Raw genomic sequence first — 23,088 nt, 5'->3', positions numbered from 1 at the left:
ACGAGGTCCATTTGCCAGCCCCAGTTACGATCTCGCTTGACGCCATGGGCGGCGATCACGGGCCATCCGTCGTCGTCCCCGGCATCCGAAGCTACATCCGCGCAAATGACGGCGAGGGCGTTCGCTTCCTTCTGCATGGCGACGAGGCCAAGATCGCGCCCGAACTGGCGAAATGCGGCCTAGCGGCGGACATCTGCGAAATCCGCCATACCGACAAGGTCGTGGCCATGGACGAGAAGCCGGCCCAGGCCATGCGGCGCGGCAAGGGCTCCAGCCTGTGGAACGCCATCGAGGCGGTGAAGACGGGACAGGCAGGTGGCGTCGTTTCGGCCGGCAACACCGGCGCCCTGATGGCGATCTCGAAACTGATTCTGCGCATGTCCGCGCCGGGGCTGGAGCGGCCGGCCATCGTCGCCAGTTGGCCGACCTTCAAAGGCCATACGGCGGTTCTGGACGTCGGCGCCAATATCGGCAGCGACGCCGAACAACTGGTTGAGTTCGCCATTATGGGCGAGGCCTTCCAGTCCGCGGTGCGCGGCATTGCGCGCCCGACGATCGGCCTGCTGAACGTCGGGTCCGAGGACATGAAGGGCAACGAGCAGGTCAAGGAGGCGCACGCCATCCTGCGCGACGGCCCGTTCGACCTGAACTATCACGGCTTCGTCGAGGGCGACGACATCGCCAAGGGCACGGTCGACGTGGTCGTCACCGACGGCTTCACCGGCAATATCGCGCTGAAGACCGCAGAAGGCACAGCGCGCTATATCTCGGCCCTGCTGAAAGAGGCCCTGACTTCGAACCTGCAATCCAAGCTGGGTGCGGTTATCGCCATGCCGGCGCTGAAGAAGATGCGTCAGAAGATCGATCCCAGCACCATCAACGGCGGGCCTCTGCTGGGTCTGAACGGCATCGTGGTCAAGAGCCACGGCGGCGCCGACGCCAAGGGTTTCGGCAATGCGATCCGCATCGCTGTCGATCTGGCCCGCAGCGACTATATGAGCAAGGTGGGGGACAACCTGGGCAAGCTGGACGCGGTGTTCGATCATGCCGCCAAGCCCGCCGCATCCGTGGGAGAACCCCTCCAGTGAGCGTCACCCGCAGCGCCGTGACCGGCGTCGGTTCCTATCTGCCGGAACAGATCGTCACCAACGCCGACCTGGCCAAGTTCGTCGATACGTCCGACGAATGGATCCAGGAGCGCACCGGCATCAAACAGCGCCACAAGGCGCGCGACGACCAGCCAACCAGCGACCTGGCGGTCGAAGCCGCAAAGAAGGCGCTGGCCGATGCGGGCAAGACGGCGACAGATGTCGATCTGATCATCGTGGCCACCACCACGCCGGACATGACCTTCCCCGCCGTCGCCTCGATCGTTCAGGCCAAGCTGGGCGCCGGTGTCGGTATCGCCTTTGATGTTCAGGCTGTCTGCTCCGGTTTCGTCTATGCCTTGAGCGTCGCCGACGGTTTCGTGGCGCGCGGTCTGTCGAAATGCGCCCTGGTGATCGGGGCCGAAGAAATGACGAAGCTGATGGACTGGACCGACCGGACCACCTGCGTTCTGTTCGGTGACGGCGCCGGCGCCGTGGTGCTGGAACCGCGCGAAGGGCAGGGGACGTCGGACGATCAGGGCATGTTGGGCTTTGCGTTGCGCGCCGACGGCTCCAAGACCGATCTGCTGTATGTCGATGGCGGCCCGTCGACGACCGGAACCGTCGGTCATCTGCGCATGGCCGGCAACCAGGTGTTCCGCCATGCCGTGGTGAATATCGCCGAGGGCATCACCGCCGCCTGCGCCGCCGCGAACATCGAGATTGCGGACGTGGACTGGTTCGTGCCCCATCAGGCCAATCAGCGCATCATCAAGGGCGTCGGCGACCGGCTGGGTCTGGACGAGAACAAGGTCATCTCGACCGTCGCGACCCATGCCAACACCTCGGCCGCCTCCATTCCGCTGGCGCTGGACGCCGCGATCCAGGACGGTCGGATCAAGAAGGGCGATATGGTCCTGTTGGAAGCCATGGGCGGCGGCCTGACCTGGGGCGCCTGCGCCCTACGGCTTTGAGGTGGCGACTTTAAATCGGCCATAGGCATTGATTTTTCGGGGCCTTTGCGGCCCTATGAATGCGAGCGGATCGCATGAGCGGGGATATGATGGCAGGCCAACAGACCGTGACGCGCGCTGACCTGTGCGAAGCCGTACACAATGAGGTCGGCCTGTCGCGTCAGGAGTGCTCAAGCCTGGTCGAGCGCACCCTCGAATTGATCGTCGAATCGTTGGAACGCGGCGAGACGGTGAAGCTGTCCGGCTTCGGCGTCTTCCAGGTTCGCGAGAAACGCGCCCGAATGGGCCGCAATCCCAAGACCGGCGAACCGGCGGCGATCAATCCGCGCCGGGTCATCAGCTTCCGCGCCTCGCAGATCATGAAGAGCCGGGTTCACGACGCCGTCGTCGAGGACTGACGCGCGTGGCCAAGAGCGCCGACGCCTTTCGCACGATTTCCGAAGCGGCCGAAGAGGTCGGCGCGCCCCAGCATGTGCTGCGCTTCTGGGAAACCAAGTTCGCCTTCGTCACGCCGGTAAAACGGGCAGGCGGGCGGCGATTCTATCGTCCTCAGGACATCGCTGTGCTCAAGGCGGTCAAGCGGCTGCTGCACGATGACGGCCTGACGATTCGCGGCGTCCAGCGTCTGCACACGGAACAGGGGCTGAAAAAGCTGATCGGGGCCGAAGCCGCCGCCCTGATCGAGGACGGCGATGTCGCGATCAGTTCCGCCAAGTCCGACATAGGGCGGCTCGAAACCTCGAATTTGCAGCAGGTTCTCGCCGATCTGGAGCAGGCGAAGGCCCGTCTGGACGCCGTTCTTTCAAGGTAGGTGGAAAAGTCGTTTTAGCGTTTGCGGACGACGATCCCCCCGTCTATAGGGAGCGCCTTCGGAGCGTGGCGCAGCCTGGTAGCGCACTTGACTGGGGGTCAAGGGGTCGCAGGTTCGAATCCTGTCGCTCCGACCATTCTTGCAAAAGAATGATGATGGTGGGGTCGTCCTTACGGGCGGCCCCATCGCCTTTTCTGGGCCCAAGTTGGCCTTCAGCCGCGCTCGGCCCACTTCAGCAATGGAATGAGCGGCAGGCCCCAGGCGGTGCCGCCGATGCCGAAGAACAGGAAATCGATCCACTGCGACGCAGGCAACATGCCGCGCAGGGCGATCAGGCCCCAGACCCAGAAGATCAGGAAGGCCAGCACGCCGATCGCGGCGACGAAGCGACGCAGTCGCGGGTGCATCAGCGCTTGTTCCTGAACAGGAAGAAGGCGATCAGGCAGAAGCCCGATCCGATCAGGGCCCACGGCACCCAGACCCAGCTGTCCATGGTGCTGATGGCGAAGACGCGCACGGCCAGGAACCAGCCACAGGCCAGGCCGACGCCGGACACCAGGCTGGTGCCGCCGAAGCCGCGTCGGCCCGTCAGAAGGTCAGCGATCCAGGCCAGCAGCAGGCCGCCCACAACGGCGGCGGCGATATCGGCGTATTGCAACCCTGATCTCCTGCGGCGTCATCGCCGTTAACTCAATCCGACTCGATCTTGGCGCTCCAGGCGGGCATACCGCACCGGTCGCGATTTGGTCATCGTCGAGCGCGACACCATATCCGGGTCAGTGTCGGGCGTCGAATGAACCGTTTCGGAAATCCAGATCGCAATCGCGCCGTCGCCGTGTGGCTGTTCGCCACGGCGGCCATCGTCTTCCTGATGGTTGTGGTCGGGGGCATTACCCGCCTGACTGGATCGGGTCTGTCGATCACGGAATGGCAGCCCATCATGGGCGCGATCCCGCCGCTGAACGACGCCCAGTGGGCCGAGGCCTTCGACAAGTACAAACAGATCCCCCAGTACGCCCAGATCAACGCCGGCATGAGCCTGGGCGAGTTTCAGGGCATCTTCTGGTGGGAATGGCTGCACCGGCTGATCGGCCGTCTGATCGGCATGGTGTTCGCCCTGCCGCTGGCCTTCTTCCTGCTGTGCCGTGTGGCGCCGCCGCGCTCGCTGTTCCGCCAGTGGGCCATGCCGGACCGGCTGATCTGGCGCTGCGTCGTGCTGCTGGTCCTGGGCGGTCTGCAAGGGCTGATCGGCTGGTGGATGGTGTCCAGCGGCCTGTCGGAGCGGGTCAGCGTCGCGCCTGAGCGGCTGGCGACCCACCTGGGCCTGGCCTTCATCCTGTTCGCGGCCCTGATCTGGACAGCGCTGGAGGCGTGGCACGGCGAGGACCACGGACGGCCGCCGTCGTGTTGGGCGCGGGGCGCCGGTTTCGTGTTGGGCGCGGTCTTCGTGCAGTGCCTGCTGGGCGCCTTGGTCGCGGGCGGGCACGCAGGGCTTGTCTATACCGACTGGCCTTTGATGAACGGGGCGGTGTTGCCCCCCGCCGACTGGAGCCTGGGCGCAAGCGCCTTCCTGCACGATCAGGCCCTGACGCAGTTCAATCACCGGCTGGTGGCCTATGGGTTGCTGATCGCGGTCAGCATCTACGCCTTCCAGGCCTGGCGCTGGCGTGTGGCCGAGGGGATGGGCTTGGCCGCCTTCGTTCTGGCGGGCGTGGTCTGGTTCCAGGCCCTGCTGGGGATCGTCACCCTGATGCACGCCGTGCCGGTGTGGCTGGGTGTCCTGCATCAGGGCGGCGCCGCCGTCGTCCTGGCTGTGGCGACGGCGAACCTATGGCTGGTGCTGAGGGCTCAGCCCCGGATCTTCATGTCCGGACCGAGGACCATGGGCCTCTGATCGCCAGGGTCATGCCCGGATACATGATGTTGACGAACAGCACCTCGCCATCCGGCGAGAAGCAGGCGCCGGCGAACTCGGAATTGCCGGTGAAGACATTGCGTCCGATCGTATAGACCTTGCCGTCCGGGGTGACGCCCTTCAGGTGGTTGCGGACGTCGGTGGAATAGTTGTCCTCGCACAGGATCAGGTGGCCCCACGGCGCGATGGTGATGTTGTCGGCCATGTTCATGGTCTTCAGGTCCGTGCTTTCCACGAACAACTGCAGCCGGTCGGCCGCGCCGTTCAGGCCGGGAACCAGCCGCATGACCTGGCCGCGCCGGATCGGTCCGCCCGAGGTGGCGGTGAAATACATCTCGTCGTCGCCCCACCAGACGCCTTCGCCGCGCGCCACCAGGGCCGCGCCGGCCGCATGGCCGCGTTTGGCCAGGTCGCCGTTGGGGGATTCGACATCGTCCATGTCGATCCACTCGATCTCGCGCCAGTCGCCGACGGCCCAGGTGCGGACGTCCTGGTTGCGGGTGTCGGCGGCGGGCACGCCTTTCCAGGCCATGGCCTGAAGCCGCCCGCCCTCGGCCAGCTTGCCCGGGACCTTGGGGATGAAGCGGTAGAACAGGCCGGTGTTGTCGTCTTCGGTCAGATAGACCATGCCCGTGCGGGGATCGATGCAGATGGCCTCGTGGTCGAAACGCCCCATGGCCTTCAGCGGCACGGGATCGACCAAGCCAGTCGCCGTCGCCGGCACCTCGAACACCCAGCCATGGTTCTTGGTCACATCGGCGTCGGCCGGCGTCTCCAGCGTTTCCTCGCAGGTCAGCCAACTGCCCCAGGGCGTCGGACCGCCGCAGCAGTTGGTCGAGGTGCCGGCCAGGGTCAAATGCTGGCTGACCATCTGTCGGGTCGCCAGATCGTAGATGATGGTGGAACAGCCGCCGGGCAGGGGGCGGCCGTCCTTGTAGGTGTCATAGGCCTTGGCGGTGTCCAGCAGGCCGAGCCGCTCCTCTCGCAGACCGCCGGGGCCGAGGTTGCGGTGCAGGCCGGACGAGCCCTTGAGCTCGTGGTTGATCACCAGGGCGACGCGCGAGCCTTCGAGCGGGAAACAGGCCATGCCGTCGGGTTGCCCCGGCGCGAACAGGCCGTCGGCCATGGTGTCGCCGCTCTGGGCCACGACCTGGTAGGAAAAGCCCTCGGGCAGGTCGAGCAGCCGGTTCGTGTCGCGCACCAGCGGGCCATAGCCTTGGACCTCGTTGACGTAGGTTTCCTCCCCCGCGGCCTGGGCGGAGGCGTGGCGCGCCAGACCGGCGAAGGCGGCGGCGGCGCTGGAGGCGATCAGGCCGCGACGGTGAAGGATCATGAGAAGGCTCCGAAGGTGTCGCCCCCCGATGCCTCGGAATGATCATGGTTTGATGACGATTTTTGTTATTTCATAACGGCAAATGGCGTCGCGGGACCGGGTATTTTAATACCGTATTTAGAAAATTACGTTAAAACAATGCGGTAGGGTGAATACGTTGCGTTTGCGTGCGTTGACGCGACCAATCGTCTCCTGTATCAGCGCGCCTTCATTCGGTTCCTTCAGGGGCCGGACCCGATTTTCGTCTCCAGGAACCCTCTCAATGCTGAAGAGCACTACGGCTTCGTTGAAGCCGGCCGAGGTCGAGAAGAAGTGGATCCACATCGACGCCGAAGGCGTCGTGGTGGGCCGCCTCGCGACCTTCATCGCCAACCGTCTGCGCGGCAAGCACCGCGGCGACTACACCCCGCACGTCGATTGCGGCGACTATGTCGTCGTGACCAACGTCGACAAGGTCGTGTTCACCGGCAAGAAGTCGACCGACAAGGTCTATTATCGCCACACCGGCCACCCGGGCGGCGTCAAGTCGACGACCCCCGAGAAGGTCCTGGGCGGCCGCTTCCCCGAGCGCGTGCTTGAGAAGGCCGTCGAGCGCATGCTGCCGAAAGAAAGCCCGCTGGCCCGCAAGCAGATGACGCACCTGCGTCTGTTCGCCGGCGGCGCACACGAACACGAAGCCCAGCAACCGGAAACGATCGACTTCAAGTCGGCGTCGCCCAAGAACACCCGGAGCGCCTGAGCATGACTGACGCGACGCAAGACACCGCCGCCACCGGCTTCGACGCCCTGAAGGGCCTGAGCTCCTCGGTCGAAAACGACGCCCCCGTCTATGTCCAGAAGCTGGACGCCCAGGGCCGCGCCTATTCGACCGGCAAGCGCAAGAACGCGATCGCCCGCGTCTGGGTGAAGCCCGGCACCGGCAAGATCACCGTCAACGGCAAGGACCAGGAGCAATATTTCGCTCGTCCCGTGCTGCGCATGATGATCGCCCAGCCGCTGACTGTTTCGGACCGCGCCACGCAATATGACGTGATCTGCACCGTCGAAGGTTCTGGTCTGTCGGGCCAAGCCGGCGCCATCCGCCACGGCCTGTCGCACGCCCTGACGCACTTTGAGCCGGAACTGCGCAAGGTCCTGAAGCCGCACGGCTTCCTGACCCGCGACAGCCGCGTCGTCGAGCGCAAGAAGTACGGCCGCGCCAAGGCTCGCCGTTCCTTCCAGTTCTCGAAGCGCTAATCGCGTTCACGCGGTTTGGATTTGGGGCGCTTCGGGGAGACCCGGAGCGCCCTTTTTCTTGTCTATCTCCTCCCGCAAGGCAGGACGGTCAGGAGCAGCCTATGACCCATACCATCTTCATCGACGGCGAGGCCGGCACCACGGGGCTGGAGATCCGCGAGCGGCTGGAGGCGCGCCCGGATCTGGAATTGATCCTGCTGGGCGAGCGTCGTCGCGATGTGGAGGCGCGGCGCGAGGCCTTAAACACCGCCGACGCTGTGATCCTTTGCCTGCCCGACGATGCGGCGCGGGAAGCTGTGGCGATGATCGAGAACCCGTCGGTCAAGGTGATCGACGCCTCGACGGCCTATCGGGTTGCGCCAGGCTGGGCCTATGGCTTCCCCGAGATGGACGCAGGTCAGCGTGATCTGATCGCGCGGTCGTCGTTCGTGTCGAATCCCGGCTGCTATTCCACAGGCTTCATCGGCCTGATGCGACCGCTGGTGAAGGCGGGGCTGGTGCCTACGACCTATCCGGTCACGGTCAATGCAGTGTCGGGCTATTCCGGGGGCGGCAAGGCCATGATCGCCGAGTTCGAAGCATCAGGCGCCGCGACCGCTTATCGCGCCTACGGTCTAACGCTGAAGCACAAGCATGTGCCGGAGATGACGAAACACACGGGATTGAGCCGCGACGTCCTGTTCGCGCCAGCGGTTGGAAACTATCGGCAGGGCATGCTGGTGGAGGTTCCGCTGCATCTGGCCGCCCTGCCGGAGACGCCATCGGTCGAACGCCTCCACGGCGCACTGGTCGAAGCCTATGACGGACAGCATTTCGTCGAGGTCGCCGATCTGGAAGAAACCGAGGCCATGTCGGGTCTGGAGCCCGAAGGCCTGAACGGCACCAACCGCCTGCGTCTGCACGTCTTCGGCGACCGCAATGGGGAACAGGCGCGACTGGTGGCCCTGCTCGACAATCTGGGCAAGGGCGCGTCAGGCGCGGCGGTGCAGAACCTCAACATCATGCTGGGTCTGGACGAGACGACCAGCCTGATCTGAGCGGCTGAAACCATTTCGCCGCGCCCGTCGTATGAAGGGCATGACCCAGTCCCTGATCGTGCATCGCCGGGGCCTTCTGATGGGCGCCGGCGCGCTTGCCCTGTCCGCCTGTTCTCCCGAACCCTCCGAGGCGGGGGAGGGGCAGTATGCGACCTCGCCCTATCGCCGCGTCTCCGACGCCGACTGGCGACGGCGATTGGGTGACGCCTCATGGCGCGTCATGCGGCACGAGGGGACGGAGCGGCCCTATTCCAGTCCCTTGAACGACCAGCACGGGCGCGGAAACTTCGTCTGCAAGGGCTGCGACCTGCCGCTGTTTCGGTCGCAGTGGAAGTTCGATTCCCACACCGGCTGGCCCAGCTTCTATGACGTGATCGCCGCCAACATCGGCCGCAAGGGCGACCTGGCCATCGGGATTCTACGCACGGAATATCACTGCGCCCGCTGCCTGGGGCATCAGGGACATGTGTTCGAGGACGGCCCTCGTCCGACGGGCCTGCGCTACTGCAACAACGGCGTGGCGCTGAAGTTCGTCGCGGCCTAGCCGCGCCGCGCCCGAATGGCGGAATCGACGGTCAGGCCGAAGATGACTGAGGCGATGATCACCAGCAGCCCATAATCGTGACCCGCAAAGAAGACCGGCGCGCACGCCATGCCGATGACGATCAGAGGGAACAGTCCGGCCCAGACCGCCGTGCCGGGCGTGTCGGGGTGGATCATCGGCTGAACCGCCGGGCGCTTCATAGCCTTGGCCATACGCCCGTTCAGCAGGACGAAGGCGGCCGAGCAGATCACGGCCGAGATGATGTATTTCACCGTATTTCCGGTCTCGCCGAAGACGCTGGCCGTCATGATCAGCAGGATCAGCGCCACCCCCGTGCTGATCGCGAGCAGGGCGTTGGGTTCGATACGGTTCAAGACTTCACTTTCACATAGCTGCCGGGGGCCGGCTCGATGGGCTTGAGCGGCCCCTTTTCAGGATCGCGGGCGGGGAGTTGCTTTCCAGCACGCTTTGCCAACCATGCGGACCAATGCTCCCACCAGCTGCCAGGATGCTCTACCGCGTCGGCCTGCCATTCGGCCAGGGTCGTGGGCAGGGCGGCATTGGTCCAGTGCTGGTATTTTCTGGCCGCAGGGGCGTTGATGACGCCGGCGATATGGCCCGATCCCGCCAGGGTGAAGGTGACGTCCTTGCCCCCGAACAGTTTGGCGGAGCGATAGACCGAGTTCATCGGCGCGATGTGATCCTCGCGGCTGGCCTGGAAATAGAGCGGGATCGAGACCTTCGACAGGTCCGCCGTCAGCCCGCCGATCTCGAACGCGCCCTGGGCCAAGGCGTTGGCCCCATACATCTGGCGCAGATAGTCCAGATGCAGCGTCTTGGGCATCCGCGTCTGGTCGGCGTTCCAGAACAGCAGGTCGAAGGCCGGCGGATCCTTGCCCAGCAGATAGTTGCTGATGAAGAAGGACCAGATCAGGTCATTGGAGCGCAGGGCGTTGAAGGTCTCGGCCATGGCTGCGCCGGGCAGGACGCCGCCGGCCGCATCCATCTGACGCTCGATCTCGGCGATCCAGTGTTCGTCGGTGAAGAGCAGTAGATCGCCCGCCTCGGCGAAGTCGTGCTGGGCGGCGAAGAAGGTGGCGGCGGCGACCCGTGTGTCGCCCTTGGCCGCCATGTGCGCGAGGCCGGCGCCCAGCAGGGTGCCCCCGATGCAGTAGCCGACGGCGTTCAACTGCTTCGCGCCCGCCTGTTCCAGCGTCTTCTCGACCGCGCGATAGATGCCTTTTTCCAGATACTGGTCGAAGCCGAAACCGGCCTTGTCCTTGTCCGGATTGACCCAGGAACAGACGAACACCGTAAAGCCCTGGGCCGACAGCCAGCGGATCAGCGAGTTCGTCGGCTGCAGGTCCATGATGTAGAATTTGTTGATCCACGGCGGGAAGATCAGCAGCGGGATCTCGTGCTGGGTCTCGGTCGTCGGCGCATACTGGATCAGTTCGAACAGCTCGTCGCGCCAGACGACCTGGCCCGGTGCGGTGGCGACGTTCTCGCCGACGACGAACTTGCCATAGTCTGCCTGGCTGATGCGCAGCGACCCGCCGCCGCGTTCCAGGTCGGCGGCAAAGTTCTGCATCCCCTTCACCAGCGATTCGCCGCTGGTCTCGGCCAACGCTTTCAGGGCGACGGGATTGGACGCCAGGAAGTTCGACGGCGAGAAGGCGTCGGTAAGAAGACGCGTGAAGAACTGGGCGCGGCGTTTCAGCGTCGGATCGACATCCTCCACGCCCGCGATCAGGCCATTCATCCAGTCCGCCGTCAGCAAATAGGAACGGCGCATCATGTCGAACATCGGGTTTTCGGACCAGGCCGGGTCCTTGAACCGCTTGTCGTTCGGGGCGGGGTCGGGCGTCTCGCCCGCCGCTTGGCGCGCTGTGGAAGACCACAACTGCATATAGCGACCGAACAGGTCGGCCTGCGCCTGCATCATCTTGTCGGGCTGTGCGGCCAGGCTAGTCATGACCGAAGTCATGGCTGGCGCGACATTGAACGGATCAGGTGACAAGGCGGCTGGGCGGTCGGCCTGGGTCAGGGCGGCTTCTGCAATCGCGCTCTGAGCCATCATGGCCGCCTTGGCCAGGTTCATCGACAGAGTCTCGATCATCTCGGCCTGTGCGGCGCCGGGGAAGGTCGGTTCGGGCGCGGCCTCGGCGACGGTTTCAGCCGGCGCGTCCTGCGTTTCGTTCGGTTTCAGCTTTGGCTGGCGCGGGGGGCGGGGCTTGGCCGAAGTAGGGCGTCCGGCCTTGCGCGCCGGGCGTTCGGCGGCGTCTGTCGGCGTCTTAGGGAGCTTGGCCATGATCGTCCTTCGCGCTTCCTGCATCGGAGGCCGGTTCATCCGCCCTTCCGCGCGTGGCGATGATGGCATAAGACCAGCCAGGAAATGAACGCGCTGAACTCGAAAAAGATGATCCTGATCGCTGCAGTCGCGATCTCAGCGCCGCTGGCCGGCTGCGTCGGCGGTTCTGCGTCCAAGACCGAGCCCGTCTCGCCGTTGGCGCCGCGTGTTCAGGAACTGGTCGACGCCAATCGCCACTATCCCCGCTGGGAGGATTTTCCGGCCGCGCCCACCGACCTGCCGCCCGTTGCACAGGTCGCGGCCAATGCTCAGCGCCTGCAGAATGACAGCGCGACGCTGAACAGCGAGATCGCGCGTATCGACTGGACCCTGACCGATCCCGAGGCTCTCGCCGCCGAGACGGCGGCTGCGGTCCAGTCCGTGCCGGTTTCGCCCGACGCCGCCCGCACCCAGGCGGACATCGAAGCTTTCGCCCAAAGCCTGCGCGATCGCGCCAAGGCGCCGCCGCCGCTCGATCGCCGCCCGACGCAATGACCGGTCGCCGGGGATGTAGAATCCCGCGATGATGTGCTGATGGCGGATGACGGCGGCGCAAAGACACTGAATGCATTTCTGGGCGTGTCCCGGTCTCTCTCAGGGCGCGCCTGGCGTCAGCGACCTGCGGATGCGGCGACGACCCGCGCCCACATGCAGGGCCTCGGGCTGGACGAGCTTCTGGCCCGCGCCCTGGCGTCGCGTGGCGTATCGGCGGATCAGGGGGCCGATTTCCTGACCCCGACCCTGCGCGCTCTTTTTCCCGATCCCTCCAGCTTCATGGACATGGATGCGGCGGCCGATGCGATTCTGAACGCCCTGCAGGCCAAGGCGAACATCCACGTCTTCGCCGACTATGATGTGGACGGGGCGTCCAGTGCGGCGCTTCTGGTGCGCTGGTTCCGGGCGATGGGCCATGAGCTGTCGATCTACGTGCCCGACCGGCTGACGGAAGGCTATGGCCCTAGCGCCAAGGCGTTCGACACGCTGAAGGCCTCGGGCGCCGATCTGGTGATCACGGTGGACTGCGGCGCGGCGGCGAACGAGGCGCTGGCTCATGCCGCCGCTATCGCCCTCAATGTCGTCGTCATCGACCACCATTTGATGCGCAGCGAACCGCCGACGGCCTTGGCGGTCGTCAACCCGAACAGACCGGGCTGCACCTCCGGTCAGGGCAATCTGGCGGCGGCGGGGGTGGTGTTCGTGCTGCTGGCGGCCCTGAACCGCGAGGGACGTCGGCGCGGCCTTTTCGCGGATCGGCCGGAGCCGGACATTCGCCAGTGGCTGGATCTGGCGGCGCTGGGCGCCATTTGCGACGTCACGGGGTTGACCGGTTTCAATCGGGCTCTGACCGGGCTGGGACTCAAGGTCATGAGCGACTGGCGCAATCCGGGTCTGCGCGCCCTGCTGGCGGCGGCAGGGGCGGAACCGGGTCCTGCAAAGAGCAATCATGCGGGCTTTATCCTGGGGCCCCGGATCAACGCCGGCGGTCGTATCGGGCGGTCAGACCTGGGGGCGCGGCTATTGTCCACCGATGATCCGGCCGAGGCCGAGGCGCTGGCGATCGAACTGGATGCGCTGAACCTGTCGCGCCGCGATGTCGAGCGGTCCGTCACCGACGCCGCCGTCCGCCGTGTCGAGGCGACCGGGGCTCATGCCGACAATACCGCTGTCGTCGTGGTCGCGGGCGAGGACTGGCACCCCGGCGTCGTCGGCATCGTCGCTGGCCGCCTGCGCGAACGCTGGCGCAAGCCGGTCATCGTCATCGGCGTCGATCCAGTCACAGGCCTGGGCAAGGGCTCGGGACGATCCCAGCCCGGCATGAACCTGGGCCGCGCGATCCAGGCGGCTTGGGAGAGCGGCATCCTGATGGCGGGGGGTGGTCACGCCATGGCCGCAGGCCTGACGATGGACAGCGCGCGTGTCGCGGAATTGAAGGCGTTCCTGAACGAGCGGCTGGCCTCCGAACGGGTCGAGGCTGTGGCGCAGGACGTGCTGGAGATCGACGCCCTGATCGATCCCGGCGCGGCGACGCGCGAACTGTTCGAATCGTTCGAGCAGTTGGCGCCCTTCGGTCCCGCCAACCCCGAGCCGAGCTTTGCCTTGACCGGCGTTCAGGCGCGCGAACCCGTGGCGATGAACGGCGGTCATGTCCGTTGTCGCCTGGTCGGCGCGGACGGCGCCTCGGTGAAGGCCATCGCCTGGCGGTGCGCCGATCTACCGTCTGGCCAGGCCTTGCTGTCGGGACAGGGCGGGTTGAACATCGTCGGGCGGCTGAAGGCCGACGACTGGAACGGCCGCAGGGGCGTGCAGTTCGAGATCGAGGATGTCGCCGACCCTCGAATGATCTGACGGCGGCCCAAAAAACTCGAAATCCAAGCTTGCACCGCCCCGAGGGCGCGGCTATATCGCCGGCTCTCCCGCGCAGCGGTCCCTTCGTCTATCGGTTAGGACGTCAGGTTTTCAACCTGAAAAGAGGGGTTCGACTCCCCTAGGGACTGCCACGCGGGCAGGTCCATGGTAGAGCCCCAAGGCTCCCGTCAGCAGAAACGCCTTACATTTCAGACGACGTAGAAGCGCAGCCACTGATCGTGGCGCGTCTGCATTTTTCTCGTGTTCCAGACACATGCTTCACCCCAAGCGTGCATTTTCCGCTTTTCAAACTTTCACGGAACAGTGTTAAACATAAAGACGAGTCCGCTGGAGGCGCGGACGGGGGTTCTTAAGTGTCTGAATATAGCGAGACGGAAACGGCGCAGACCGTTCGCGTCACTGGGCGCGTCAAATGGTTCGATGCGACGAAGGGCTATGGATTTATCGTCCCGGACGATCCCGCCCTTACGGAAATGCGAGACATCCTGCTGCACATCAGCAGCCTGCGCGACCTTGGCCGCGACGCCGCCGACGAGGGCGCGCCCATTACCTGCGACTGCGTCAAACGCTCGAAGGGCTGGCAGACGATCGAAATTCACGACCTGGGGGAGGGTGAAGCGGTCCAGGTCGCGCGTCGCCCCGCTGCTGCAATTGCGCCGCGCCCGGCCGTTGAGTCCGATGAGGAGCTGGAGACGGCCCTGGTCAAATGGTTCAATCGCACCAAGGGCTACGGATTCGTCGTGCGTGATCGCGAACCTGGCGATATCTTCGTCCATATAGAGACCCTGCGGCGCTGCGGCCTGGAAGATCTGATTCCCGGCGATGCGGTGCGGGTGCGATTCGCCAACGGCCCGAAAGGCCTGGTGGTCGCGGACATCAGAACGGGCGACTGATCCGGCGCCCAGGAGAGGCGTATGATCGAGGCGACGAGACGTTTTTTGATGGCGGGCATGCTTATGCTCGCCGTCGCCGGCTGCGCCGCCAAGACGCCGCTCGGTCCCAATGGTGAACCGCTGCAGAAGCTGGCGGTCGTCACCACGTCCGGTGAACACCCGTTCTGGGTTGAGATCGCCGATGAAGAGCCCGAGCGGCAGCGCGGCCTGATGTTCCGTCCGCCGCTGGAAGACGACCGCGGTATGCTCTTCCAATGGCCGGGCGAAGCGCCGCGCGAGCAGAGCTTCTGGATGCGCAACACGCCCAGTTCCCTGGACATCCTCTACATCGACCCTCAAGGCCGAATCGTCTCCATCGCTTCGCACGCCACGCCCTTCTCGGAGGCGCCCATTCCATCGAACGGCGCCGCCAACGGCGTGCTGGAATTGCGCGCCGGGCGGGCGGCAGAGATAAACGCCAAGCCCGGGGACAAAGTTTTACATCCTTATTTCAAGCCTTGATTGCGGATCGCGTCGTGAAGTGCCAATAGAGCGCTCCGTTCGGTCCGGGGTGTAGCGCAGCCTGGTAGCGCATCTGGTTTGGGACCAGAGGGTCGGAGGTTCGAATCCTCTCGCCCCGACCAACGGAAGGCCGCTGGATCATAAGTTCAGCGCGCGTTATGGCAGGGCCAGAGGCCCCGCCGTCACTGAGGATTTCGCCATGCTGGCTCGCATTTACCGCCCGGCCAAAACCGCGATGCAGTCGGGCAAGGCCAAGAGCCGCGACTGGCGTCTGGAATTCGAACCGGCCTCGGCACGCACCATCGATCCGCTGATGGGCTGGACCAGCTCCAGCGATATGAACGGTCAGGTCCGCCTGACCTTCGAATCGAAGGAAGAGGCGGTCGAATACGCCGAGCGCCACGGCATCGCCTTCCGCCTGCACGAGCCGAACGATCCGCCGATGATTATCAAGGCCTATGCCGACAACTTCGCCACCAACCGCAAGCAGTCCTGGACGCACTGACGCCTGACGTCTTGCAAGAGCGCCCATAGCTCAACCGGATAGAGCACCCGCCTTCTAAGCGGGATGTTGCAGGTTCGAGTCCTGCTGGGCGCGCCATCCCTGGCGCCTTCGAGGGGCCTGATCCATGACCGACCTTCAGACCTCGCCCAAACATGCCGTCCGGGTCGCGGCGCTTTATCGTTTTGCACCGGTCACCGATCCTGCTGGCGTCCGCGATGCGCTTCAGGTCGTTTGCGACGCCGGGGAGGTGAGGGGGACGCTTTTGGTCGCGCCCGAGGGGCTGAACGGCACCATCGCCGGGTCGGAGCCGGCCGTCGAGGCCGTGCTGTCTGCTATCCACGCCATGCCCGGGTTCGAGACGCTGGAGCTCAAATACGCCTGGACCGACGCCTTGCCGTTTCACCGTATGAAGGTGCGCGTCAAACGCGAGATCGTCACCATGGGCCAGCCAGACCTGGACCCGGCCCAACAGGCGGGCGTCTATGTGGCGCCGACGAACTGGAACGCGCTGATCGCCGATCCGGAGACCTTGGTCATCGACACGCGCAACGATTACGAGGGCGAGATCGGCGCTTTCGAGGGGGCGATCCAGCCCAACACCCGCAGCTTCCGCGACTTTCCCGACTGGTTCCGAACCGAAGGCCGCGCCCTGCTTGAGCAGACCGGCGCAAAGCGGGTGGCCATGTACTGCACCGGCGGCATCCGCTGTGAAAAATCGACGGCCTTCCTGAAGGCGGAAGGCGTCAAAAACGTCCACCATCTGGAAGGCGGCATCCTGCGCTACCTTGAGACGGTGGATGAGGATGAAAGCCTATGGCGCGGCGAATGCTTCGTCTTCGACGAACGGGTCTCGGTCGGGCACGGGTTGACCCAAGGGTCGCACACGCTTTGCAGGGGGTGTCGTTTGCCAGTGGACGATGCCGGTCGCGCCTCGCCCCATTACGTCGAGGGCGTCTGCTGCGAGCGTTGCCACGACACGCGAGACGACGCGCAGCGAGAACGCTATGCCGAGCGCCACAGGCAGATGGAAATCGCGCGCAAACGCGGCGACGTTCACCTCGGGGCCGCCCCTAAGGATTGAGGTCGGTTCAGTGACGGGGCGGGCGAGGGAAGAAGGCGCTGGTGCGGGCGGCATAGGCGTCAAACGCCTTTGGTCGCGAGCGCCGCATATGCTCTTCCAGCAAGGGCACGCCGGACACCTGGGTCAGCAGCCAATACATATAGGCCGGACCCGTCAGCGCCAGCCAGCCCCACGGCCATTCGCCGCTCAAATTGATGGCGAGCAGGGGCCAGGCGCACCAGCCCAGCCATTCGAAGAAATAATTCGGATGACGCGACCAGGCCCACAGGCCGACATCGCAGACCCCACCCTTATTAGCGGGATTGCGTTTGAAAGCCGCCAATTGACGGTCCGATATGGCCTCGCCGATGAGCGCGCCTACGAAGACAAGCGTCGCCAGACCGTCCTGCAGGGTCAGTCCAGGCGTCGGATTGCGCGCGGCCGCCATGACGCTGAGCGCCAGGAAGGCGGCCGCCCCAGCCTGCAGCATCAGGAAGCCGTACATCTTGGCCTGAAACCCGGCGCCCCAATCCTGGCGCAACCGGGCATAACGGGCGTCTTCGCCCTCATGGGCGGCGCGCGCGGCGATGTGTGCGCCTAACCGCAGCCCCCACAGACCGATCAGCAGGGCCGCCAGATATTGCCGCAAGGATGGAGGCGCGCCGTCGATTGGAAACAGCGCCACGCCAACGCCGGCCGCGCCCAGGCCCAGCGACCAGAAGGCGTCCGCCCAGCCGCCTTGGCCTGTGCGCTTCTGCACCAGCCACGCCGCCGACATCACGATGACGAGAAACAGGGCAGCAACGCCCCACAGAGCCCCCAAGCCGGTCACAGGCGAACGAACGGCTGAATCAGCTTGCCTATCCAGCCGTCCAGCTGGATCTGGCCATCCAGCGCCACGACGCAAAGGCAGGCCTCGTCCGATACGACGCGCGGCTGGTGCAGCACTTCCGGATCGGCCTCTTCGAAGTCGCCCACGTCGAATCGCTCTGTCTCCGTCGCATAGGCGCCGGAGATGACGCAGGTCAATTCGATGCCGCCGTGCGTGTGTTTCGGCGTCTCCCGGCCTGATTCGATCTTCAGCAGGATCACGCGACAATCTCCGTCGCGTGGCGCATGCACATCGCGCACCCGCATGCCCGGCCCTACCCAGCGCCAGGGGCTGAGCGCATAGCGCCGCAGCGGCTCGGGCAGTTCGGGCATATCATTCAACGGAGCCAGAGCCTTCACCTCGCCTGCGTCCGTCTCGATTCGCGCCATGGCCAGGGCGAGCGCATCCTGCGACAGGGCCGACGGCGCGGCCTCGTCGAGAAATTCGCCGCCTACGGCCTGAAGATCACGCACCCAGGCGTCGTTCGCCGGCCGCATCGCAAGATGCGCGGCCATCACGACCGCTTCGGGCGGGCTGAGCGTCCCGGCGGCATAGGCAAGCAGCCGTTCTTCGGAAGGATTGCGTTGCGGGTTCATCGCGCGGCCTCCTCGGACGGGGCGAGGATCAGGCGGAGCTTGGTCATGGCGTTACGAATACGGGATTTGACGGTGCCGAGCGGCAGGTCGAGGTGTTTGGCGATTTCGGAATGGGAACTGTCCATGAAGAAGGCGAGGCGCAGGACCTCGACATGATCGGGGCTGAGTCGAGACAGGGCGTCACGAACCCGGTCCGCGTCCTGCGACATCGACAGCAGTTCGTCGGGGCGGCGCACATCCTCGCCCGCCAGTTCGATCTCCGGCGTCGGCAGGGGACGCGCATCGCGGCGCAACATGTCGAGGCGACGATTGCGGGCGATGGTGAAGATCCAGGTCGCGGCGCGGGCCTTTGAGGAGTCGAACAGGTCGGCCTTGCGCCATACGGTCAGCATTGCGTCCTGGGCGAAATCTTCGGCGGCGCCGGGCGTCGCCCCTGACTTGATCAGCCATGCTTTCAGGCGCGGCGCGAAATAGGCGAACAGGGCCGCAAAGGCCTCCCGGTCGCGACGCAGCGCAATCGCCTCGATCAGCCGATCATGGAGGAGGGGGTCTGAAGGATTGTCGAGTGTCTTCATGCGCGGGGACCGGCATGGATTCGACGTGAAGGGCAGTGTCTCGACATGCATGGACCCTAATACGCCTGGCGGAAATGTCTGGATCAATCGCGATCCGATCATGACGGCGACCCGTAATCCGTTCATGCCTAGGCTTGCGCCAGCGGGCGTGTATTTGGAGTTTCCATGTCCCTGTCGCCCGCGAATCCTGCTGCCGATCGCCTGAAGATCGCCGTCATCGGCTCCGGCGTCGCGGCCCTTTCGTCGGCCTGGCTTCTGTCCCAGCGGCATCAGGTGACGATCTATGAAAAGGCCGACCGGCTGGGCGGGCATTCCAACACCGTTACGGCGGGGGTGCCGTCAGGCGACATCGCCGTCGATACCGGTTTCATCTGCTTCAATGACGCGACCTATCCCAACCTGATCGCGCTCTTCGAACACCTAGGAATCGCGACCCGCGCCACCGACATGTCGTTCGCCGTCTCTCTGGACGACGGCCGGTTCGAATATGCGGCGCCCGGCCTTTTCGCCCAGCGTCGCAATGCCCTTCGGCCCCGATTCTGGTCGATGCTGAGCGAGATCCTGCGCTTCTATCGCGATGCGCCCAAGGATCTGGCCGGCATGTCCGATCCGTCGTTGACCCTGGGCGACTATCTGAAGCGCGAGGGTTTCAGCGAGGCGTTCCGCGACGACCATCTGCTGCCCATGGCCGCCGCCATCTGGTCGTCCCCCGCGCACACGCTGATGGACTATCCGGCCGAGTCCTTCATCCGCTTCTGCGGCAATCACGGCCTGCTGAAACTGGTGGGCCGTCCCCTGTGGCGTACTGTCGAGGGCGGCAGCCGCGTCTATGTCGAACACCTGGCCCGCGCCATTGACGACGTGCGCCTGGATCGCGGCGTGACATCGGTGCGACGCACGGAGGAGGGCGTCTTCGTGCATGACAGCCAGGGGGGCGTCGAGCGTTTCGACCAGGTGGTGATCGGCGCCCACGCCGATCAGGCCCTGGCCATGCTGGCCGAACCCACGGCCAAGGAAAAAGCCCTGCTGGGCGCCTTCCGCTACAGCCGCAACCTGACGGTCCTGCATACGGACGCCACCCTGATGCCGCGCCGTCGTCGCGCCTGGGCCAGCTGGAACTATATCGGGGCCGACGACGGGCTGTGCGTGACCTATTGGATGAACAAGCTTCAGGGCCTGCCAGGCGACAACCTGTTCGTGACCTTGAACCCGCCGCGCCCGCCGCGCGCAGACACCCTGTTGCGTAGCGAACTGTACGAACACCCCGTCTTCGATCCCGCCGCCATCCAGGCCCAGAAAGCGCTGTGGAGCCTGCAGGGGCAGGGGGGCGTTTGGTTCTGCGGCGCCCACTTCGGCGCGGGCTTCCATGAGGACGGCCTGCAATCCGGTCTGGCGGTCGCCGAACAACTCGGCGGCGTCCGTCGCCCGTGGTCGGTCCAGAACGAGAGCGGCCGTATCCATCTGTCGCCGCTGCCGACCCCGGTATTCGAGCAGGCCGCGTGACCCAAGCCTCGGCCCTCTATCGTGGCCGGGTCATGCACCGACGCCTGCGTCCCAAGACGCACCAGCTGAATTATCGCGTCTTCTGGCTGCTGCTGGACCTGGCCGAGATCGACGATCTGGATAGAGGCCTGCGGCTGTTTTCCCGCAATCGCTTCAACCTGCTGTCCTTTCACGACGCCGACTATGGGGACGGCTCCGGCGCCTTGCGGCCTCAGGTCGAGGCGTGGATGCACCTTGCGGACATCGACCTCGACGGCGGCCCCATCCGTCTGCTGACCATGCCGCGCGTGCTCGGCTACGTCTTCAATCCGATCAGCCTCTACTATTGCCACCACGCCGACGGCCGGCTGGCGGCGATGGTGTACGAAGTGACCAGCACGTTCGGCATCCGTCACGCCTACGTCATTCCCGTGCCACCCGAAGACCAGAGGCCCGGCCTGATCCGACAGGGCGCAGCCAAGGCGTTATATGTCTCGCCCTTCATGGGGATGGAGATGGACTATCGGTTCCGCGGTCACGCGCCAGGCGAACGGCTCGACATGACGATCGACGGCCTGGACGCCGAGGGCGTGCTGATCACGGCGTCCATGGCGGCTGAACGCCAGAGACTCGACGACCCCCAGATCGCGGCAGCCACAGCGGCGTTCCCGCTCATGACCTTCAAGGTGGTCGCCGCCATCCATTACGAGGCGCTCAAGCTCTGGCTAAAGGGCGTCAGCCTGACGCGACAGCCGCCGCGCGCGAAGACGCCGGTGACGATCCAAAAGCGGGCGCAAAGCAGCCGGCTGGGGCGCTAAGCCGCGCATATAAGACTGTTCGCCTAAGATATATTATGCGAAATTCGTTCGATCTATCAAGCCAGCGCGGACATTCCCGCCTAGCTAGAAAACGGCCCTTCGACTTTATCGGCGCGCCAACCGAATAGCCCTGAGGTCCGTCTCATCGCGAACCACTCTCGCAGCAACGATGTCCTGCGTCGGCGAGACGGCCAGACTGTGCCTCAAACCAACCGTCCCAAGCGACTGCACATCGCGAACCGCGCCGTCCCAAGCGGTCAGTCGCAGAACGATTTCACCGCCTGGGACGCCAGCCAACTGGTATACGCCGTCGCGTGTCGGAGCCCAAACCGCATCGTGGCTGACGCGGATTAGCGTTGAGACGGGACCGGCGCCCTCCTCTCCAAGACGCCAGAGACGGTCGTCATCGCCCTTTACCGCGTAAAGGCCTCTGACACCGGCGCTCTTGATGATCTGCACCCCTGTGGTGTTCGGAACCACCAAGATCCGTCCCTGCGGGTCGATCCGTTCGACCTGCCATACAGCGCCCCTGAATGTCGGGACGACGAGGTTGCCGTTGACTTCCCAAGCCAAATCTCCGCGCGCTGCGCCATCCGATGTAACCCTCCGAAGGCCGGAGCCGTCGGCGTTGATGACATAGACGTCGGTGCGGCGATCTCGTGCGGCGATGAATGCGAGGCTCCGGCCATCCGGCGACCAACGGGGCGAGAACACATTGCTGCCCTTGAGGTCGGTCACTCGCGTCGACGCGCCCTCGCCCCGTCTGACCCAGACCTCGGGTTCGCCGGTCTGGTCCGAGATGAAAACCAGCTGGCCTGTCAACGACAAGTCCGGGTCCCAGTCGCTGGTGTTGCCGTCCGTAAGGGCGACGGGCGCGGCGCCAGCCCGCCAGGCGAACAGATTGGAGCGGTAATCGCCGGCTTCGACCGCCAGCAGGCCGTGTTCGTCGGCGGACAGGCGTCCGAAATCGAGCAGCCCCAAGCTGAGACGAACGGGTGTGGCCGGGCGCTCGACATTCACCGACCAAAGGCCGGAGTCGCCTCCCCGCCTGGTGGAGAATACGAGGCTCCGATCATCTGCAGTGAAGGCGTAGCCCACCGCCTTCGAGCCGTCGCGGGTCAGCGCCCGTTGGTCGGCTCCCGAAACCTTGACGATGTAGAGATCGCCCACCCCGTGGGAGAAGGCGCGCCTGAACACCAGACGATCGCCGCGATGAGTGACGACCGGGTCGCTGTCGCCCAGACTGTCTGCGGGCGGCGAAGTGACATCCCGCATCTGGCCGGTTTCTGGATTCAGGGCCCGGATGCGGCGCAAGGCGTTACGCGTCGGCCGGTCCGAAAGCAGCAGTTCGCCGTCCCGTGTCCAGGCCAGGCGTGTCATCGCTTCCAGGGCGCAACGCCCCACCACACGCGGCTCGCCCTGGGGAACGGGTGCGACCAAAATCTCGCAGGGCGCATCCGTCACCCGGCGCACGAAAGCAATGCTCCGGCCGTCCGGCGACCAGGTCGGCGCCATCTCGTCCTCGGGGGTGTTGGTCATCCGGATCGGCGTGCCGTCTGCAACCCCGCGCAGGAAGATGTCCCTTTGAGCCCCATATCCGCCGCCGCCGGCGTATGCGATCATGCGCCCGTCCGGTGAAAGCGCCGGGTGTGTCTCGACGCCGGATTCGGAGGTCAGGGGGCGCACGTCTTCTGCGGCGAGCGCGCCGGGCGGCTGCATGACGACGAACGCGCCGACGCCCAGCGCCGCGATTGCAACGGCGGCGCCCGACAGTATCCACCGCGGCGACCTCCAGCTTGGGCGAAGCATGGGCATGGGCATGGGCTTGGGCGCGGATGATGCCGCAGCCGCCGCGACCGGCAGAAGGCGCAGGCGATAGCCGACCTTGGGGATGCTGCCGATCTCCACGGCCGGATCGCGTTGGAAGACCTTCCTCAGCTTGACGATGCATCGCACCAGGGCGTCGTCGCCGACGACCCGTCCCTCCCAGCAAAGCCGGGACAGGTCCTCCCGACTGAGCGGCGAGCCGCGCCGGCGGTTGAGCGCGACCAGGACCTGCATCACGCGGGGTTCCAGTTTGCAGCCTCCATCGGGCCAGACCACCTCCAGAGAGGCGGGATGAACCATGCCCG

Annotated in this window: 26 protein-coding genes and 4 tRNA genes; 21 read left to right on the top strand and 9 right to left on the bottom strand. The window is 65.4% G+C overall.

Annotation, left to right across the window (positions count from 1 at the left end; genetic code table 11):
• Positions 1-11 precede the first annotated feature (11 nt).
• The 5 genes from plsX to ACP69V_RS07350 all read left to right on the top strand — a co-directional run bounded on the left by plsX (position 12) and on the right by ACP69V_RS07350 (position 3,009).
• On the top strand, positions 12-1,088 hold the full coding sequence (gene plsX, locus ACP69V_RS07370) for a phosphate acyltransferase PlsX (RefSeq protein WP_426023279.1): 1,077 nt from the start codon (positions 12-14) through the stop codon (positions 1,086-1,088).
• Positions 1,085-2,062 carry a beta-ketoacyl-ACP synthase III gene (locus ACP69V_RS07365; RefSeq protein WP_426023278.1) on the top strand — a complete coding sequence of 326 codons (978 nt, stop codon included), beginning with the start codon at positions 1,085-1,087 and terminating at the stop codon, positions 2,060-2,062. The genes plsX and ACP69V_RS07365 overlap by 4 nt, the downstream gene beginning before the upstream one ends.
• An 89-nt stretch (positions 2,063-2,151) precedes the next feature.
• A complete protein-coding gene (locus tag ACP69V_RS07360) occupies positions 2,152-2,460 on the top strand; it encodes an integration host factor subunit alpha (protein WP_135196090.1) in 309 nt (102 codons plus the stop codon).
• A 5-nt stretch (positions 2,461-2,465) separates the two neighbouring features.
• Positions 2,466-2,873: a MerR family transcriptional regulator gene (locus ACP69V_RS07355; RefSeq protein WP_426023277.1), complete on the top strand. Its 408-nt coding sequence runs from the start codon at positions 2,466-2,468 to the stop codon at positions 2,871-2,873.
• Between the two features lie 59 nt (positions 2,874-2,932).
• Positions 2,933-3,009 (top strand) — tRNA-Pro (locus tag ACP69V_RS07350).
• A gap of 76 nt (positions 3,010-3,085) precedes the next feature.
• On the opposite strand, the gene ACP69V_RS07345 is transcribed toward ACP69V_RS07350, so the two are convergent.
• Together ACP69V_RS07345 and ACP69V_RS07340 are read right to left on the bottom strand one after the other, a co-directional pair.
• The gene (locus tag ACP69V_RS07345; RefSeq protein ID WP_135195977.1) at positions 3,086-3,280 is read right to left on the bottom strand and encodes a DUF2842 domain-containing protein; all 195 of its coding nucleotides are present in this window, start codon (positions 3,278-3,280) and stop codon (positions 3,086-3,088) included.
• A complete protein-coding gene (locus ACP69V_RS07340) occupies positions 3,280-3,531 on the bottom strand; it encodes a transglycosylase (protein WP_426023276.1) in 252 nt (83 codons plus the stop codon). Before ACP69V_RS07340 ends, ACP69V_RS07345 begins: the two co-directional genes overlap by 1 nt.
• Positions 3,532-3,666: 135 nt before the next feature.
• Between ACP69V_RS07340 and ACP69V_RS07335 the strand changes: the two genes are divergently transcribed.
• The gene (locus ACP69V_RS07335; RefSeq protein ID WP_426023275.1) at positions 3,667-4,767 is read left to right on the top strand and encodes a COX15/CtaA family protein; all 1,101 of its coding nucleotides are present in this window, start codon (positions 3,667-3,669) and stop codon (positions 4,765-4,767) included.
• On the opposite strand, the gene ACP69V_RS07330 is transcribed toward ACP69V_RS07335, so the two are convergent.
• On the bottom strand, positions 4,736-6,121 hold the full coding sequence (locus tag ACP69V_RS07330; RefSeq protein ID WP_426023274.1) for an alkaline phosphatase PhoX: 1,386 nt from the start codon (positions 6,119-6,121) through the stop codon (positions 4,736-4,738). The two genes, ACP69V_RS07335 and ACP69V_RS07330, sit on opposite strands and share 32 nt — an antisense overlap.
• A gap of 265 nt (positions 6,122-6,386) precedes the next feature.
• Here ACP69V_RS07330 and rplM point away from each other — a divergent pair, with 265 nt between their 5' ends.
• From rplM to msrB, 4 genes are all read left to right on the top strand, one after another.
• Positions 6,387-6,860 (top strand): 50S ribosomal protein L13, encoded by a 474-nt coding sequence (gene rplM / locus ACP69V_RS07325; protein ID WP_135196089.1) that lies wholly within the window; start codon positions 6,387-6,389, stop codon positions 6,858-6,860.
• Positions 6,861-6,862: 2 nt separating this feature from the next.
• A complete protein-coding gene (gene rpsI, locus ACP69V_RS07320) occupies positions 6,863-7,357 on the top strand; it encodes a 30S ribosomal protein S9 (protein ID WP_135195973.1) in 495 nt (164 codons plus the stop codon).
• A 101-nt stretch (positions 7,358-7,458) separates the two neighbouring features.
• Positions 7,459-8,394: an N-acetyl-gamma-glutamyl-phosphate reductase gene (argC, locus tag ACP69V_RS07315; RefSeq protein ID WP_426023273.1), complete on the top strand. Its 936-nt coding sequence runs from the start codon at positions 7,459-7,461 to the stop codon at positions 8,392-8,394.
• A 40-nt stretch (positions 8,395-8,434) separates the two neighbouring features.
• Positions 8,435-8,938, top strand: coding sequence for a peptide-methionine (R)-S-oxide reductase MsrB (gene msrB / locus ACP69V_RS07310; RefSeq protein WP_426023272.1), 504 nt, complete (start codon positions 8,435-8,437; stop codon positions 8,936-8,938).
• Here the strand turns inward: msrB and ACP69V_RS07305 are convergent.
• The gene (locus tag ACP69V_RS07305; RefSeq protein WP_135195970.1) at positions 8,935-9,312 is read right to left on the bottom strand and encodes a hypothetical protein; all 378 of its coding nucleotides are present in this window, start codon (positions 9,310-9,312) and stop codon (positions 8,935-8,937) included. The two genes, msrB and ACP69V_RS07305, sit on opposite strands and share 4 nt — an antisense overlap.
• On the bottom strand, positions 9,309-11,249 hold the full coding sequence (gene phaC / locus ACP69V_RS07300) for a class I poly(R)-hydroxyalkanoic acid synthase (RefSeq protein ID WP_426023271.1): 1,941 nt from the start codon (positions 11,247-11,249) through the stop codon (positions 9,309-9,311). Before phaC ends, ACP69V_RS07305 begins: the two co-directional genes overlap by 4 nt.
• An 84-nt stretch (positions 11,250-11,333) precedes the next feature.
• Between phaC and ACP69V_RS07295 the strand changes: the two genes are divergently transcribed.
• From ACP69V_RS07295 to ACP69V_RS07255, 9 genes are all read left to right on the top strand, one after another.
• Complete coding sequence (locus ACP69V_RS07295; RefSeq protein WP_426023270.1) at positions 11,334-11,783, top strand: hypothetical protein; 450 nt, start codon at positions 11,334-11,336, stop codon at positions 11,781-11,783.
• Between the two features lie 39 nt (positions 11,784-11,822).
• The gene (gene recJ, locus ACP69V_RS07290; protein WP_426023269.1) at positions 11,823-13,634 is read left to right on the top strand and encodes a single-stranded-DNA-specific exonuclease RecJ; all 1,812 of its coding nucleotides are present in this window, start codon (positions 11,823-11,825) and stop codon (positions 13,632-13,634) included.
• Positions 13,635-13,711: 77 nt separating this feature from the next.
• Positions 13,712-13,786, top strand: a tRNA-Glu gene (locus tag ACP69V_RS07285).
• 222 nt (positions 13,787-14,008) lie between these two features.
• The gene (locus ACP69V_RS07280) at positions 14,009-14,548 is read left to right on the top strand and encodes a cold-shock protein (RefSeq protein WP_426023268.1); all 540 of its coding nucleotides are present in this window, start codon (positions 14,009-14,011) and stop codon (positions 14,546-14,548) included.
• A 21-nt stretch (positions 14,549-14,569) separates the two neighbouring features.
• On the top strand, positions 14,570-15,049 hold the full coding sequence (locus ACP69V_RS07275) for a DUF192 domain-containing protein (protein WP_426023267.1): 480 nt from the start codon (positions 14,570-14,572) through the stop codon (positions 15,047-15,049).
• A 45-nt stretch (positions 15,050-15,094) separates the two neighbouring features.
• Positions 15,095-15,171, top strand: a tRNA-Pro gene (locus ACP69V_RS07270).
• Positions 15,172-15,248: 77 nt separating this feature from the next.
• Positions 15,249-15,554, top strand: a complete 306-nt coding sequence (locus tag ACP69V_RS07265; RefSeq protein ID WP_135195966.1) for an ETC complex I subunit — start codon at positions 15,249-15,251, stop codon at positions 15,552-15,554.
• Positions 15,555-15,573: 19 nt separating this feature from the next.
• Positions 15,574-15,650 (top strand) — tRNA-Arg (locus tag ACP69V_RS07260).
• A gap of 28 nt (positions 15,651-15,678) precedes the next feature.
• The gene (locus ACP69V_RS07255; RefSeq protein ID WP_426023266.1) at positions 15,679-16,635 is read left to right on the top strand and encodes a rhodanese-related sulfurtransferase; all 957 of its coding nucleotides are present in this window, start codon (positions 15,679-15,681) and stop codon (positions 16,633-16,635) included.
• Positions 16,636-16,642: 7 nt separating this feature from the next.
• On the opposite strand, the gene ACP69V_RS07250 is transcribed toward ACP69V_RS07255, so the two are convergent.
• The 3 genes from ACP69V_RS07250 to ACP69V_RS07240 are packed head-to-tail and all read right to left on the bottom strand — an operon-like array spanning position 16,643 to position 18,656.
• A complete protein-coding gene (locus ACP69V_RS07250; protein ID WP_426023265.1) occupies positions 16,643-17,446 on the bottom strand; it encodes a DUF1295 domain-containing protein in 804 nt (267 codons plus the stop codon).
• A complete protein-coding gene (locus ACP69V_RS07245) occupies positions 17,443-18,081 on the bottom strand; it encodes a ChrR family anti-sigma-E factor (RefSeq protein ID WP_426023264.1) in 639 nt (212 codons plus the stop codon). Before ACP69V_RS07245 ends, ACP69V_RS07250 begins: the two co-directional genes overlap by 4 nt.
• Positions 18,078-18,656 (bottom strand): sigma-70 family RNA polymerase sigma factor, encoded by a 579-nt coding sequence (locus tag ACP69V_RS07240; RefSeq protein WP_135195963.1) that lies wholly within the window; start codon positions 18,654-18,656, stop codon positions 18,078-18,080. Before ACP69V_RS07240 ends, ACP69V_RS07245 begins: the two co-directional genes overlap by 4 nt.
• Positions 18,657-18,821: 165 nt before the next feature.
• On the opposite strand from ACP69V_RS07240, the gene ACP69V_RS07235 reads away from it, so the two are divergent.
• Together ACP69V_RS07235 and ACP69V_RS07230 are read left to right on the top strand one after the other, a co-directional pair.
• Complete coding sequence (locus ACP69V_RS07235) at positions 18,822-20,159, top strand: NAD(P)/FAD-dependent oxidoreductase (protein ID WP_426023263.1); 1,338 nt, start codon at positions 18,822-18,824, stop codon at positions 20,157-20,159.
• A complete protein-coding gene (locus ACP69V_RS07230) occupies positions 20,156-20,956 on the top strand; it encodes a DUF1365 domain-containing protein (protein ID WP_426023262.1) in 801 nt (266 codons plus the stop codon). Before ACP69V_RS07235 ends, ACP69V_RS07230 begins: the two co-directional genes overlap by 4 nt.
• Positions 20,957-21,061: 105 nt before the next feature.
• On the opposite strand, the gene ACP69V_RS07225 is transcribed toward ACP69V_RS07230, so the two are convergent.
• Positions 21,062-23,083 (bottom strand): winged helix-turn-helix domain-containing protein, encoded by a 2,022-nt coding sequence (locus ACP69V_RS07225; RefSeq protein WP_426024040.1) that lies wholly within the window; start codon positions 23,081-23,083, stop codon positions 21,062-21,064.
• Positions 23,084-23,088: the final 5 nt, after the last annotated feature.

This window comes from Brevundimonas sp. PWP3-1b1 (assembly GCF_049896065.1).
GTDB classification, from domain to species: domain Bacteria; phylum Pseudomonadota; class Alphaproteobacteria; order Caulobacterales; family Caulobacteraceae; genus Brevundimonas; species Brevundimonas intermedia_B.
The sequence above is the reverse complement of the archived record's forward strand: the minus strand, read 5'-3'. Positions and strand labels throughout refer to the sequence as shown.